The 14,053-nt window shown below is 41.1% G+C and carries 13 protein-coding genes; 6 read left to right on the top strand and 7 right to left on the bottom strand.

Annotated features, from left to right (window positions below):
- Positions 1-225: 225 nt before the first annotated feature.
- Positions 226-684: a GNAT family N-acetyltransferase gene (locus JOC54_RS09935; RefSeq protein ID WP_035440396.1), complete on the bottom strand. Its 459-nt coding sequence runs from the start codon at positions 682-684 to the stop codon at positions 226-228.
- A gap of 119 nt (positions 685-803) precedes the next feature.
- Here JOC54_RS09935 and JOC54_RS09930 point away from each other — a divergent pair, with 119 nt between their 5' ends.
- The 6 genes from JOC54_RS09930 (at position 804) to JOC54_RS09905 (ending at position 7,805) form a co-directional block, all read left to right on the top strand.
- Complete coding sequence (locus JOC54_RS09930; RefSeq protein ID WP_239586659.1) at positions 804-1,583, top strand: SDR family NAD(P)-dependent oxidoreductase; 780 nt, start codon at positions 804-806, stop codon at positions 1,581-1,583.
- Between the two features lie 59 nt (positions 1,584-1,642).
- On the top strand, positions 1,643-2,680 hold the full coding sequence (locus JOC54_RS09925; protein ID WP_367617787.1) for a serine hydrolase domain-containing protein: 1,038 nt from the start codon (positions 1,643-1,645) through the stop codon (positions 2,678-2,680).
- A gap of 37 nt (positions 2,681-2,717) precedes the next feature.
- Positions 2,718-3,401: a response regulator transcription factor gene (locus JOC54_RS09920; RefSeq protein ID WP_035440393.1), complete on the top strand. Its 684-nt coding sequence runs from the start codon at positions 2,718-2,720 to the stop codon at positions 3,399-3,401.
- A complete protein-coding gene (locus JOC54_RS09915; protein WP_204466045.1) occupies positions 3,401-4,402 on the top strand; it encodes a sensor histidine kinase in 1,002 nt (333 codons plus the stop codon). The genes JOC54_RS09920 and JOC54_RS09915 overlap by 1 nt, the downstream gene beginning before the upstream one ends.
- An 83-nt stretch (positions 4,403-4,485) precedes the next feature.
- A complete protein-coding gene (locus JOC54_RS09910) occupies positions 4,486-5,169 on the top strand; it encodes an ABC transporter ATP-binding protein (RefSeq protein ID WP_035418218.1) in 684 nt (227 codons plus the stop codon).
- Positions 5,166-7,805 (top strand): FtsX-like permease family protein, encoded by a 2,640-nt coding sequence (locus tag JOC54_RS09905; protein WP_204466043.1) that lies wholly within the window; start codon positions 5,166-5,168, stop codon positions 7,803-7,805. The genes JOC54_RS09910 and JOC54_RS09905 overlap by 4 nt, the downstream gene beginning before the upstream one ends.
- A 32-nt stretch (positions 7,806-7,837) precedes the next feature.
- Here the strand turns inward: JOC54_RS09905 and JOC54_RS09900 are convergent, their stop codons facing one another.
- From JOC54_RS09900 to JOC54_RS09875, 6 genes are all read right to left on the bottom strand, one after another.
- On the bottom strand, positions 7,838-8,980 hold the full coding sequence (locus JOC54_RS09900; RefSeq protein ID WP_204466041.1) for a GerAB/ArcD/ProY family transporter: 1,143 nt from the start codon (positions 8,978-8,980) through the stop codon (positions 7,838-7,840).
- A 13-nt stretch (positions 8,981-8,993) separates the two neighbouring features.
- Positions 8,994-10,124: a GerAB/ArcD/ProY family transporter gene (locus JOC54_RS09895; protein ID WP_204466039.1), complete on the bottom strand. Its 1,131-nt coding sequence runs from the start codon at positions 10,122-10,124 to the stop codon at positions 8,994-8,996.
- Positions 10,124-10,339 (bottom strand): hypothetical protein, encoded by a 216-nt coding sequence (locus tag JOC54_RS09890; RefSeq protein ID WP_204466037.1) that lies wholly within the window; start codon positions 10,337-10,339, stop codon positions 10,124-10,126. The genes JOC54_RS09895 and JOC54_RS09890 overlap by 1 nt, the downstream gene beginning before the upstream one ends.
- A gap of 3 nt (positions 10,340-10,342) precedes the next feature.
- The gene (locus tag JOC54_RS09885; protein ID WP_204466035.1) at positions 10,343-11,539 is read right to left on the bottom strand and encodes a Ger(x)C family spore germination protein; all 1,197 of its coding nucleotides are present in this window, start codon (positions 11,537-11,539) and stop codon (positions 10,343-10,345) included.
- A gap of 21 nt (positions 11,540-11,560) precedes the next feature.
- The gene (locus JOC54_RS09880; RefSeq protein ID WP_204466032.1) at positions 11,561-13,063 is read right to left on the bottom strand and encodes a spore germination protein; all 1,503 of its coding nucleotides are present in this window, start codon (positions 13,061-13,063) and stop codon (positions 11,561-11,563) included.
- A gap of 113 nt (positions 13,064-13,176) precedes the next feature.
- Positions 13,177-14,013: a class II fructose-bisphosphate aldolase gene (locus JOC54_RS09875; protein ID WP_054794076.1), complete on the bottom strand. Its 837-nt coding sequence runs from the start codon at positions 14,011-14,013 to the stop codon at positions 13,177-13,179.
- Positions 14,014-14,053: the final 40 nt, after the last annotated feature.

The raw sequence follows: 14,053 nt of genomic DNA, 5'->3' as shown, positions 1-14,053 counted from the left end.
AATAGATAGATGCAATACGTACAAAAAAAGCTCGGACATGTTCCATCATCCGAGCTTACGTAAGCATGTTCTATTAGCGGGACTTTGCTAAAAAAGTGCGCACGAATAGAAGGATGATGGAATGAAAATAGAAACGATCGTTTGTCTTTTTGTCATAGCCATCACCTTCTCTCTTCTAGTTAATCAATAGTTTAACTTACTACTCTATTCATGTAAAGGCTTTCTTTACTGCTTTGCCAACATTCCTTTATACATGCCGGGGGTTGAATCAGGAATGAGCGTTGCCCCAAGCGCTTTTTCGTAAAAGGCAGCCGGTCCAACACCACCAATGATTCCGTATCCGTAACCAGCTTCCTTCATTGAATGAAAAGCCCGGAGCAACAGCGCTTTTCCTGCGCCTAACCCTCTAGCTTCTTTTTTTACACCTGTTGGGCCAAAGAAGTTTTTGAGTGTCGCGTCATAACAGGCGAAGCCCAGAAGCTCTTTGTCTCTTATCGCAATGTAGCATGTTACGGGAGATTGACTAAAGGCCACGTCGCATTCATCGGCCCAACCTTGATTAAAATGCGTTTTGACCCAATCAAGCACAATTGATTTTTCGGGAGCTAAGGCCCGACGAATCACAAAATCATTGCTGTCGTTTTCTTGCGGTAATCGGTACAAGGGAACAAGCATATCACTCATATAGGTACACCTCTCTTTCTTTGTGTCTTCGCGGTAAAATGTAAAATTCCTTTTTTCATTATCATTTTTCGGAAAAAAGGTACACTACTAACTGTAAATTGATTACACTAAAGAGAGGTTTGAGTAAGAAGACATTTCCAGTAGTAGAAAACAAAGTGGCAATCGTAACAGGAGCAGCAATGGGGATGGGCAGAGCAACTGCAATCTTATTTGCTAAAGCAGGAGCAAAGGTTGTTGTAGCCGATATTAATGAAGAAAAAGGGCAGGAGACTGTTGCTGAGATTAAAGAAAGCGGTGGAGAAGCTCATTTTGTTCAAACAAATATTGCTGACACGAATGACATTCAAGCATTAGTACAAGCAACTGTTTCGACTTATGGAAGATTGGATATCGCCGTTAATAATGCAGCCATTACGCCTGATAATAAACCAGTTGCTGAATTTGATGAAGCGTACTGGGATAAGCTGATGTCGATTGATTTGAAAGGTGTTGCGTTGTGTATGAAATACCAAATTCAACAATTTTTAAAACAAGGAGACGGTGGCTCAATCATCAACATTTCATCGGTTAGCGGTTTTCGACCACAGCCGAACAACATTGCCTATGTCGCTGCCAAACATGGTGTAGTAGGGATGACTAAAGTTGCTGCGCTCGAATATGGAGACAAACAGATTCGCGTGAATTCGGTAGCACCGGGGGCAATTGATACACCGATGTTACGAGGTGCACTTGAAGAACATGGGTTAAATGAAGCAGAATATGCACTTCAATTAAGCTTGCTTGGACGGTTCGGCAAAGATCGAGAAGTAGCAGAAGCGACGCTCTGGCTGGCCTCTGATCAAGCTTCATATATAACTGGAACGACAATACATGCAGACGCAGGTTATACGAGCAGGTAACAACATGAGAACCAGTGTTTACTGCTGGTTCTTTATTCTACTAAAAGGGGAGAATGAAAGTGACGTTCGATTTATCCCAATGGATTCAACATGAAGTTAATCAACAAACAATTCCCGGTGCCGTTGTTGGAATATACAAAAAGAATCAACTGCTTTACCGGGAAGCCTTTGGTTATGCGGCTGTATATCCAGCAAAAGAAAAGATGACGGTTGATACAGTTTTTGATGTAGCCTCTTTAACCAAAGTGGTTTGTACAACACCGCTTATTTTGCAGCTAATTGGCAACGGTAAAATCCATCTGCATGATCGTGTCAGCTTCTTTTTACCAGCATTTAATAGAGACGATAAAAAAGACATCACCATTTATCAATTACTAACGCACACATCAGGAATGCGGGCCCACTATCCTTTTTATGAGATGGCAGATAAAGACGTGCTTAACACGATAGCAGAACTTCCATTACATAATGCTACTGGAAAGCAAGTCGAATATAGTGATTTAGGATTTATTACGCTGTATTATCTCATTGAAGCAATTTCGGAGACCCCTTTTGCTGAGCATGCTCAAACTCACTTATTTGAGCGGCTAGAGATGAGTCAAACCGGCTTTTTCCCGCAAGCGGAGACTTGTGCTGCTACGGAATATGATCCGATAAGCAAGCGTTGGTTAAAAGGAATTGTCCATGATGAAAATGCTCGGCATTTAGGTGGGATTAGTGGGCACGCGGGTTTGTTCTCGACCGTAAAGGATTTAGGAAACTTTATGTCGATGATCACCAATGATGGTGTATATAAGGGAAAGCAGATATTGGCGACACCTGTAGTAGAATTAGCACGAAGTTGTTTTACTGAAAATATGGGAGAGCGACGTGGACTTGGCTGGTTATTGAAATCAAGCGGACCATCGACCTGTGGCGATTTATTCTCGCAATCTAGCTATGGTCACACCGGCTTTACTGGAACAAGCATCTGGGTTGATCCGCAAAAGGATCTCCATGTCATTGTCTTAACGAATCGCGTGCATTTTGGACGTGAAAATCAAATCTTACGTTTTCGATCAAGATTGCACAATCGTATTAGTACCCAATTTACGTAATCCCTTTCATAGGACTGATGAAGAAGGACGGATAAAAATGAAATTGCTTTTAGTGGAGGATGATTTGACGATAGCTAGTGGTCTGGAGTATTCGTTGATGCAGGACGGATTTGAACCAATCTTATGCACAGACGTTGCTTCGGCCAAGAAAGTTATCGAGAGTCAAATAGAGACGATTAGCGTCTGTGTATTTGATTTAACTTTACCTGATGGAAGCGGATATGAGCTATGTTCACTTGTAAAAGAGAACCACGATGTACCTGTGTTGTTTCTAACAGCAGTTGATGATGAGGGCAATGTGGTAAAAGGGCTTGATATGGGGGCTGATGATTACATTACTAAACCTTTCCGACTGAGGGAGCTGCTGTCGCGCATTCGCTCGGTTCTGCGTCGCTATGAGAAAAAGACAGAGAAGCAAGCGGTTGTTGAACTGCAGTCAATCCGTATTCATGTACGAGAAGCAAAAGTGTACAAACGAGACGAAGAGATTCTAATGACAGCACTTGAATACCGCTTGCTGATGATTTTTGCCAATCACCTCGGACAGACACTTTCTCGTACGCAATTACTGGAGCAGATTTGGGATGTGGCAGGAGATTTTGTCAACGACAATACGCTGACCGTCTATATTAAACGCCTCCGTGAAAAGCTTGAAGACAATCCTCAGAAACCAACGCTGATTCAGACCGTTCGCGGGCTGGGCTACAAGGTGGACAACTAATGCTACGGAATCGACAGTTTGTCCGCTCATTAATCGGAATGAGCATTGTTGCTGTAATAGGGACCATATTTGCTTTCTTTATCTCAATAGAAGCGGGGCTCGTCACAGCTGGAACGGTACTGTTCGTTATCTCGATTAATGTATACCAATCAACATGGCGTTACAGAGAAATTGGAAAACTGTCTTCATACTTAAGAAAGATCGGTTCATCGAAAGAAACGTTTGATTTAAGTGATCATGAAGAGGGCGAATTGAGCATTTTAAAGAGCGAGATTTACAAAGTGACAAAGCTGTTATCTGAACAAAGCTTTCAACTGAATTCAGACAAAACGAAATTGGCGGATGCCATTGGTGATATCTCCCATCAGTTAAAGACACCATTAACGTCAATGACCGTTATGGCAGATTTATTAGCTGATCCAAATTTGCCAGTAGAAAAGCGCAAGGAGTTTACAAAAAGCCTCACGCTTCAACTAGAACGAATTGATTGGCTTGTTTCCTCCTTATTAAAGCTGTCAAAAATGGATGCTGGCACGATTGTGTTTAAGAAAGAAACGGTGCAAGTAAGCTCCCTAATAGAAGAAGTGATTGAACCACTCCGTATCCCAATGGAATTAAAGAATCAGACGCTACAACTTGAAGGGCGAGAAGACCTCCGTGTGATCGGCGATTTTCATTGGATTAAAGAAGCCCTTATTAATATCGTAAAAAATGCAGTGGAGCATACACCTGCAAACGGACTTATTTCTCTTACATATGATGAGAATGCGTTGTTTACAGAGATTATTGTGACCGATTCGGGCAAAGGAATACCAAGACAGGAGCTGCCGCATCTATTCAAACGGTTTTATCGAGGCAAGGATGCAGGTAGAAACAGCGTGGGGATCGGCCTGGCGATGGCGCAAAGCATTATCACGAATCAAAACGGAATAATTGAAGTCATTCCAAATGAATTAGGGACAAGTTTTCGTGTAAAGCTTTATAAATCAATTAGAAAGTGACGATATTGTCACTTTCTTTGTCACGGAGCAGTCACTTTCGCGATTTATACTTTAGTTAACATCAAATATTGGAGGAATGTCCGGTGGATATTTTAAAAGTAGAAAATCTCTCAAAAGTGTACGGCAAAGGTGACACGGCGGTAAAAGCGCTTGATAATGTCTCATTTTCGATTAAAAAAGGTGAATTTACAGCAATTATCGGTCCTTCTGGATCTGGTAAATCTACGCTGCTTCATTTATTAGGTGGAGTTGATCGGCCGTCTAGTGGAAATGTGTTTGTGGACCAAACGAATATGTATGAGTTGAATGAAACGAAACTAGCAATCTTTAGAAGACGTCAGATCGGACTTATCTATCAGTTCTATAACTTAATTCCAATTCTTACAGTTGAAGAAAATATGACGCTACCACTGCTGCTTGATAGCCATAAAGTTGATCAAGCGCACTTTGCTTCCCTTGTCGATTCATTAGGGTTAGAAGGGCGTCTTGAGCACTTACCTAATCAGCTTTCAGGTGGGCAGCAGCAGCGCGTTTCAATTGGACGGGCGTTAATGAGTAATCCAGCAATTATGCTAGCCGACGAGCCAACCGGAAATTTGGATAGCAAAAACAGTGGCGACATCGTTGATCTGTTACGAATGTTTAATAAAACATTAAACCAGACGCTTGTTGTCATTACCCATGATGAACGAATTGCATTGCAAGCCGATCGAATTATTACAATTGAAGACGGAAAGGTAGCTAAGGACGAGGTGATTCGTCCATGAACATTGTCAATAAACTGACCGTGCGCAATTTGAAGCATAACAAAAAGCGCACGCTCGTTACGATGTTTGGAACAATTATCTCCGTTGCGATGATTATTGCTGTGGCAACGATCGGTGTGTCGTTTATGGACATGCTGCAGCGCACGACGATGCAAAGCACAGGTGAGTGGCATGTTTCGTATGAGGATGTATATAAAGAGCAGATTGAGACGATTGAAAAAGACGAACTGACCGAAGCGGTTTCGCTTGTAAAAGAGTTAGGATTTGCTCCGCTTGGCGAGGAAGGAACTGATTCGAATCCCTATATGTACGTAAGGGAAATGGATCAGGAGGGCTTTGAACGTTTTCCTGTTACTTTAATTGATGGGCGCTTACCGGCAGCAGCCGATGAAGTCGTTTTGCAAGAAGAATTCGTCCAATTAAATGAAGGGCGTTACGAAATTGGCAGTACGATTCAGTTAGAGATAGGAGAGCGCTACACAGAAGAAGAAGGGTATGGAGAGCTAGATTTAAACAGCTGGATTATAACCGATTCGAATGGAGAAGTTGCTGAATCGGTTCAGATAGAGACAGAAAGAGACTACACGGTTGTTGGAATTATTGAACAGCCAAATTGGGTTCCTATGTGGGGACCGGTCTATTCAGCGATTGGTTATACAGACCGAGACCTTTTATCCGAAGATGAACAAGTCACTGCAATGATTGTGGCCAGTCAAATTAATGGTTCGATCTACGAGAAAGCAGAAACATTAGAAGAGAACATCGGAAACAAAAGCACGTTTAATACAGATCTGCTTATGTATCATTTAGTGACTGGGAATGAAGGGTTTCATACAGTCATCTATGGCTTATTGTCCATTATTATTACCGTTATTGTAATTGGTTCAGTGGCTCTCATTTTCAATGCGTTTGCGATCTCCGTATCTGAACGCTCTCGTCAGCTGGGCATGCTTTCAAGCGTCGGGGCAACGAAGAAACAAAAGCGCAACTCGGTTTTCTTTGAAGGCTTTTTAATTGGGATCATTAGTATTCCAATTGGTCTGCTTGCCGGAATCGCCGGGATTGGCATTACCTTTTCCATTATTAATGGAATCTTGGAAGAAAGCTTTGGCTTGCCAGAAGCACTTCGCTTAGTGGTGACGCCAACGTCATTGCTCATTGCAACAGGTGTATCTGCTTTAACCATTTTCATTTCGTCCTATATACCGGCTCTAAGAGCATCAAGAATTACCGCAATCGATGCGATTAGACAATCGAATGATATTAAGCTGTCTAAACGAAAGGTGAAGACTTCGAAACTAGTCCGTTCCCTGTTCGGAATGGAAGCCGAAATTGGCTTGAAGAACTTGAAACGTAATAAGCGACGTTATCAGGTCACGGTCTTCTCGTTAATGATCAGCATTGTGCTATTTTTGACGGTTAGTTACTTTACAGCGAATTTGACGCGGTCGTTTGAGATGACGCAGGATGAGATGCAGTATGATGTATCTGTTTACTCAAATTTTGAAAACAGTCGTTTTATTCAAGAACTGCTTGAGAATGATCAGATTATGGACTTAGTAAATGATTTTAGCTTTGAAAATCGTGTAAATGCAGATATAGCAGCTGCAATTGAGTATGAGCGTATGGCTGATCGTTTCAAAAATCAAATAGGGAGCACACCAAAGAATGATCCGGATGGTCAATTTCTTGAAGATGGACGCTATCCGTATTACGTTGAGCTAATCACTATGAAAGAAGAATATTTTGAGCGTTATGCTGATCAGATTGGGCTAAATTTGGATAATTATCAAGACGTGTTGAATCCTGCGATTGTCGTAAATCAAATTACTTATCCAGACGATATTGATGGTCAATATGTCGAGACAGACGTGTTAAAGACCAATGTTGGCGATTCAATTGACTTAATTCACCGAGAATGGGGAGATTCAGGAGTTACTGAACAGACAGAATTAGCAACTACAGAAATTATTGCACTAACAGATCAGGCACCAATTAGCGTTAGCTTCTTCAGCATTTCCTCGCTGGTTATGATTGTTCCCGAAGCGAGTGTAGAAGAAATTTTTAGTGCTCATCCTGACAATTATCTAAGTCAAAAAGATGGTGCTTTGTACTTTACGAGTGATGATCCGAATGAAGCTGCAACGGTAATTGAGGAATTTGATACACGTGGGCAATTGAGCATTAATAATTTTCATGAAATGAAGCAAAGTGATCAACAGATGGTTGTTGTTATCTCAATCTTTACGTATGGGTTTATTACGTTAATCACGCTCATTTCAGTGGCGAATATTTTTAACACGATATCCACAAGCATTGCTCTGCGAAAACGGGAGTTTGCAATGCTGAAGTCAATTGGAATGACGCCGAAGTCCTTTAACAAAATGATATACTTTGAAAGCATCTTCTACGGCTTGAAATCACTCCTGTACGGTCTGCCACTAGGAATTGGTGTGATGTACTTGATATATTGGCGCACACAGACGATGTTCTCGTACAGCTTTTCACTACCGTGGATTCCAATCGCGATCGTTATTGTTGCCGTCTTTCTTATTGTGGGGGCAGCGATGATGTATTCAATTTCTAAGGTGAAAAAAGAAAACATTATTGATGGGTTGAAGCAGGAGAATATTTAATGGAAAGCAGGGGCGCATTAGCTCCTGCTTTTTTATTGGTTTTGTTCCGTGGAATGTTTTGGGTAGAGCTGTTGATTTTTGGCTTTTCGTTTAATAACGCCTACGCTTACAAGCAAGAACGGAAGGACAAACCCAGTGAGTATTGATTGAGGAATACTAACATAGCGGTAAAATTCTCGTTCTTGGACGACGTTTGCAAACAAGGTTACCCCGACAAATAGCAGGATTAAGCCAAAGGGAAGAATTAACGGTTTGCTTTCTTTCAAGCGCCAAAAATGCTTAAATCCCTCAACTAAAGCAAATAAATAAAGCAGCAAATTAAAATAAATGGAGATAAACCAAAGGATCGTGATTGTCGCCTCAATTCGTTCTAGAAAAGTCCCGAGTTCAATGCGTTGCGCAAGGGATAAAGCTGGGTAAAAATCGCGTGCCGTTACTTCCGGTGAAAGGACGGTTATACAGAGAAATGTAATCACAATCAAGATGAAACAGCCGATGCTGTAACCTACCCAAAGACCTCTTTCACCCGTCTTCTTATTGCCTAAGTATTTCGGAAAGATACTTAGTTGAATGACGACGTTACAAACGACATTACCCATAAAAAAAGCGAGTGCTTCCCAGCCATCCCTTGTAAGGGCTGTATGAGCAAAGGGCTGCATCTGTTTTAAATCGATATCGGGCAAGTTTAAACCAATTAAAATCACGAGTGGGACAATAAAAAAGAGGCTAATCAAGGTGGCGGTTCGAGCAATCGCTTCAATTCCAGAAAAGACGCCAAATAAGATTATTGTTAAACAAAGCAGAAAGATAACAAAAAATGGAGTTGAAGGCAGTAGAAAATGAGTGATGAAGCTAATGCCATATGAATTAATAGCCGGGAAGTGGAACAAAGGAAACAGGACATAGACAAAGGTAGCGACTTGGCCAAGCGGTCTACCCAAAATCATATCATTCATCTCAAATATATTTGCTTTAGGTGCCCAGCGTCCTAAAACGGTGTAAAGAAAAACAACACCAATACCTAATGTACTTCCGATAACCGGAAACAGCCAAGCATCTTGATTGACTAAAGCACTTAAAGAAGACGGGATGCCAAGTAAAGCCGTGCTGCATGTCGCATAAATAACAATAAACGTAAATGAAAGTGAATTAATGGTTTTGTTTTGCGTTGGCATTTCCACACCTCCTTTAATTGCTTTCGATCGAATGTCTTGGGAGAAGAGGCTGTTTTTTCTTTTTTCGCTTGACTAATCCGATTATGAACAAGCCAATCGGCAACAGCCCGCCGATAAGTAAGGATAGCCACATTGCAGGTCCGACGTAAAACTCGTAATCCTTCGCTGAATTGTCGAAAGCCTGTAATGGAATAAAGACGAATAATAACGCAATCGGGAGAATGAGTGTTTTTGTTTTTTTGATGTTAAAAATAAAACTAAACCCACGCACGGTTGCGTATAAATACAGAGTGATTTTAAAGAAAATGGTGATGAACCAAATAATCGTTAAGAGCGCTTCAACTCGTTGTGCAAAATCGCCAAAAGAGACGCGCTGAGACAAGGTAAACATGGGGAAATAGGATGCAATCATTAGTTCTGGCCCAAGCACAGTGATGCAAAGTAAGGTCACTAAAAATAAAATGAGGCAAGCGATCAGAAAGCCCTGCCAAAAAGCTCGTTCCGCTTTTTTCTTATTTGAGACATTGCCAGGATAAATTGATAGCAAAATAATGCTGTTGCAAGCTGTTATCGAGATGTAGAAAAGCAAAGCACTAATATAATCGGCTGTTTCTCCCCTATAGATGGGAAGCATTCTTTCGAAATCGGCTTCAGGCCATTTCATAACAAAAAGTAAAATTAGCGGTGCGAAAAAGAAAAAGGTCGTTAATTCTGCTGTTCGTCCGAACGATTCAATTCCTAACAAACATGCCATGGCCACGACAGTCATACAAAGTCCTACAATTATAACGGTCGGTGTACTGACTAAGAGGTGAGTCGTAATAAACGCGGTTGAGTAATGAAGTTTAGTTGAAACAGTTAACAGGGGAAGCAATGTAAAACAAATAGCGCATAATAGCCCTAACTTCTTACCGACAATTGCTTGACTCATATGGAAGAACGTTTTTTTGGGATACCAACGAGCTAATGTAAGAAGCATGAAGATGATCGGTGCTCCTAAAAGCGTACCAAGCAGCACGATCCACCATGAATCACGACCAGACATTGACCCTAAAATAAGTGGCATACTGAGAATCGACGTACTGCATGTACTATAGAGAACAAGCATCCGAAACTGACTGCTGGTTATTCGTTCAACTGCCATTATGAAATGCCCCTTATGTTTTTAATTAGCTTGGTTAGTCCATTGGCAACACTTGGAATTTGAATCTCTAAAATATAGGCAGATCCATACAGGAATCCGATGGTAAGCATTGTGAAAAACACAAATGATAATTTGCGATCGCCACACCAGTTCTTTTTTTGACTAAGCGCAATAATGATTACAGTTCCAATTAATAAACCAAACTTTAACACCATAGATCATCTTCCTCTTTTTGAAAACGAGTTAATAATACTGCCGCTATCTGTTAAGTTAATTTCAACTTGAACATCGATGTCCATTTCTGCAAAGATTGCGGGCCAATCCTCACGATGAGTTTCCCAATAAGTTGGATATTTACGGTAAATCGCTTGACCAATACCAAAAGCATCGCTTTTCAGAGCTTGAGTAGCTTGGACTGTTTGCAAGAGGGAATCTCTAAATTCGTTTTCCGCTTTTGATTGAATCTCAGCGAAATCTGAAGAACTTGCTAAATCAAGACCTTGACAGTCCACTTCAGAAATCGATGATTCGATCGTAAAGGAGTAGGTTGCTGATGGCGTATCATTCGTTAAGTGAACGTCAAGCTCTCTTTTTGTCTTTCTTGATTCCAACGCAAGTTCACCGCCTGAAGGGCACTTAATACTTGTAACACTATCGCTTATATTTTCAGTTAAATAATCGAGTCCTTTACTATAATCTTCAGTGAACCAGTCGATCAGCTTGTTGTCTTGGAACAAAGCGATTCCGTTAATACGCAACTTTGCGGCAGCTTGATTTGTTTCCGCGTTCTCTTTAGTTTTACCTACTTCTAAATCCCCTTCAACGGTAATGCCCATCACTGTTGGTTCGATGCCCTCCGCCATCATTTCCTGATAAAGTTCATCCATTGTAATCGCCTTTGTGCCAGAATAAGAACGTAGTGAAAATCGGATAGAGTCATAAATACTCTGCGAAGGCAGTGTTTCAAGCGGCGTGATTACCTGTAAAATTTCCGATGCTTTGTTATCGCGAGCGATTACGATATAAAAATCAGAACGAACTTCATGATCACGGAAGAAGAAATCTAAGACATGTTCCAAACCTTCTTGAGCTACTTCTTCGCTTATGATTAAGACTTTCAACTGTGAAATAAATGAACGTCTCGGTGATTTTTGCACCATTTTTCGAAGCGACTCATGGATTGTTTCAGATTTCTCTTGTACATTCATTGCTTGAGCATAACCTCTGCCCGTTTCCTGAGAGGCAATCTCTGATGGGTTCATCGCCTGCATCGTCAGAATATAATTTGTATCATCCTTATCAATAGCCATACCAACAATTAATGATAATTCATTTAATTCCCAGCGATCCCAACAGCCTGATAATAAAAGGAGAACAAGTAAGGAGTTGAGAAGTCGCCGTATCTGTTTTCGCATCGTCTACATGTCTCCAATCCTTTAATTTTCAGAGCTAGGGCGCTTTCCACGCTGGCGGACAGCATTTAATTGATCCTTTGGCATAGGTCGAAGATTCATCATCCACTTCGGTGCTCGAAGCATCATGTCTTTTTGATTGCTCAGGATAAAGGGTGAAAAGCCATCCATATAAGGCTTTCCAAATGACTTTAAGCTAGATAAGTGCAGGAGCATAGCAGTAAACCCGACGCAGATCCCCACCAATCCAAATGACGCTGCTAATCCCATAAAGCCAAAGCGAAGAATTCGAATGGGGATACCAATGTTGTAACTTGGAAAGACAAAGCTAGCAATCGCTGTAATTGCAACAACAATAACGACTGCAGCGGATACAATCCCGGCTTGAACGGCGGCTTGACCAATAACAAGTGCGCCAACGATTGACACCGCTTGACCAACAGATTGCGGCATACGTATTCCAGCTTCCCGTAAAATCTCAAACGTAATTTCCATCATAAGTGTTTCAATGAAGGTTGGGAACGGCGTCCCTTCTCGCTGTGCTGCCAAGTTGCCGAGCAGGCCCGTGGGAATCAATTCCTGATGAAATGTTGTAACTGCAATATAGATAGATGGTCCAAGTAAAGCGATAAAGATCGAAAAAAACCGCAAAATGCGAATTAAGGTTCCGATATCAGCTCGCTGTGTGTAATCTTCTGCGTTATGAAAGAACTGAACAAATAGAGCAGGAATAATAAGGACCATTGGTGACCCGTCAAGTATAATCGCAATTTTTCCTTCAAGTAGATGAGAGACGGCTGTATCAGGTCTTTCGGTTGTATAAACGGTTGGGAACGGAGTGTAAAATGCATCTTGAATTAACTCCTCAATTTCTCCATCTTCTAGTATTTCATCTGTATCAATCCGGTCTAGTCGTGTGTAAAGTTCATCAATAAGGGATTGTTCAACAATGCCATTGACATAGGCAATCGATATAGTCGATTTTGTACGCTTACCAAGCGTTCTTGTTTCAATCCATAAATTTTCATCAGCAAGTCGTCGTCGAATTAACGAGGTGTTAACCCGCATATTTTCAACAAAGCCTTCTCTTGGACCACGCACCACTGTTTCTGTTGTTGGTTCAGTTACGGGACGCTCGGTAAACTGGGGAATCGCAACCGTTATACAAGAAGAAAAACCATCTATCGCGCAGATACAATTTCCTTTGAACAACCGATTAAGCATGGTTTCATAATCAAGTGCCTTTTCAGCGTGACCAATTGCTTCAAGTTCAGCTTGAAAAGTATGGAAGGGAAGCTGGTCTTCATTAGCTTGAAAGGTCTTAGCTCCTAAAAGGATTTTTTGGATTGCTTTGCTATCAACAAGACCGTCTATGTAGATTAATGAAGCTTGGTAGGTGCCAAAGGTGAATGGACGAACAACTAAATCATCACTTTTACCAATTATTTCTTTAATGAACGTAATTTTTTCATTCAGTTTCTTTGCAGGTTGGACTTTTGCTGTTGTTTCATCAACTTTAGTGCTCATCCGATTCACTCCTTTCTACTCGTTTGAATGCTTCTTATTATGTCAGTTGACTAAAAAAACATGCATCAACAAAAAAAGACTAGAACACAAATTGTGTCCCAGTCTTAATAAATTTACTTATTAGCAAACGTTTTAATGATACGAGCCATATGGTCAATCATTTCGTTTTGCGCATATTCCATAACATAACTCAAGTGTGTGTTTGGATTGTCTTGAAGCGTTTTGTGAATGGATTTTACTGCCGTTAATGAAATCTCGGTATTTACATTAATTTTGCGAATTCCTTTTGAGATGGCTTGAAGAACTTGTTCTTCTGGCGTGCCAGAGCCACCGTGAAGGACGAGTGGAACAGGGGTTAACGCTTTAATTTGATCGAGGAGCTCTAAGCGAATATGGGGTTCCCCTTCATACATGCCATGAACGGTGCCTATGGATGCTGCTAAGAAATCTACTCCTGTTTGTTCCACAAATTCTGCGGCTTCTGCAGGATCCGTCAAACGACCATCCCCTTCTTCCTCATCAGAAAAAGCTCCTTTTTCCATTGACCCGATTTCAGCTTCGACAAAAACGCCATGGGAATGGGCAAACTCAACTATTTCTTTAGTTTGTTTTAAGTTTTCTTCTAATGGAAGAGCAGAGCCATCGAACATAACAGATGTAAATCCAGCGAATACAGCACGTCTAATGGTTTCAACTTGGTAGCTATGATCAAGATGAAGCGCTACATCAACCGATGCTTGTTCAGCTAAAGCTTTAGTGAAAGAAGCAAATGCTTCCAAATTCATATAATCTTGATAGCGCTCCCCGTAGGCGATGATCACAGGTTGACTAGTTTTCTCTGCGGCACGAACAGCTGCTTGAATCGTTTCAGCATTGTAACAGTTAAACGCAGCTACTGCGCTGTTAGTCATTTCCGCGTTCATAAGTACTTCTTTTGTTGTAGTAAACATAACAAAACCTCCAATTGATGTAGTTAAACTACAATATATA

The sequence above is a fragment of the Shouchella xiaoxiensis genome (assembly GCF_016907895.1).
In the GTDB taxonomy this organism is placed as follows: domain Bacteria; phylum Bacillota; class Bacilli; order Bacillales; family Bacillaceae_D; genus Shouchella; species Shouchella xiaoxiensis.
Note: the sequence above shows the minus strand (reverse complement) of the source record. Positions and strands in the feature narration are given on the sequence as shown.

What these genes read in the sequence shown, in the direction of transcription:
- JOC54_RS09885 (WP_204466035.1), bottom strand. Translation starts at nt 11,539, where the DNA reads ATGCGAAAACAGATACGGCGACTTCTCAACTCCTTACTTGTTCTCCTT.
- JOC54_RS09890 (WP_204466037.1), bottom strand. Translation starts at nt 10,339, where the DNA reads ATGGTGTTAAAGTTTGGTTTATTAATTGGAACTGTAATCATTATTGCG.
- JOC54_RS09905 (WP_204466043.1), top strand. Translation starts at nt 5,166, where the DNA reads ATGAACATTGTCAATAAACTGACCGTGCGCAATTTGAAGCATAACAAA.
- JOC54_RS09880 (WP_204466032.1), bottom strand. Translation starts at nt 13,063, where the DNA reads ATGAGCACTAAAGTTGATGAAACAACAGCAAAAGTCCAACCTGCAAAG.
- JOC54_RS09900 (WP_204466041.1), bottom strand. Translation starts at nt 8,980, where the DNA reads ATGCCAACGCAAAACAAAACCATTAATTCACTTTCATTTACGTTTATT.
- JOC54_RS09920 (WP_035440393.1), top strand. Translation starts at nt 2,718, where the DNA reads ATGAAATTGCTTTTAGTGGAGGATGATTTGACGATAGCTAGTGGTCTG.
- JOC54_RS09875 (WP_054794076.1), bottom strand. Translation starts at nt 14,013, where the DNA reads ATGTTTACTACAACAAAAGAAGTACTTATGAACGCGGAAATGACTAAC.
- JOC54_RS09895 (WP_204466039.1), bottom strand. Translation starts at nt 10,124, where the DNA reads ATGGCAGTTGAACGAATAACCAGCAGTCAGTTTCGGATGCTTGTTCTC.
- JOC54_RS09935 (WP_035440396.1), bottom strand. Translation starts at nt 684, where the DNA reads ATGAGTGATATGCTTGTTCCCTTGTACCGATTACCGCAAGAAAACGAC.
- JOC54_RS09915 (WP_204466045.1), top strand. Translation starts at nt 3,401, where the DNA reads ATGCTACGGAATCGACAGTTTGTCCGCTCATTAATCGGAATGAGCATT.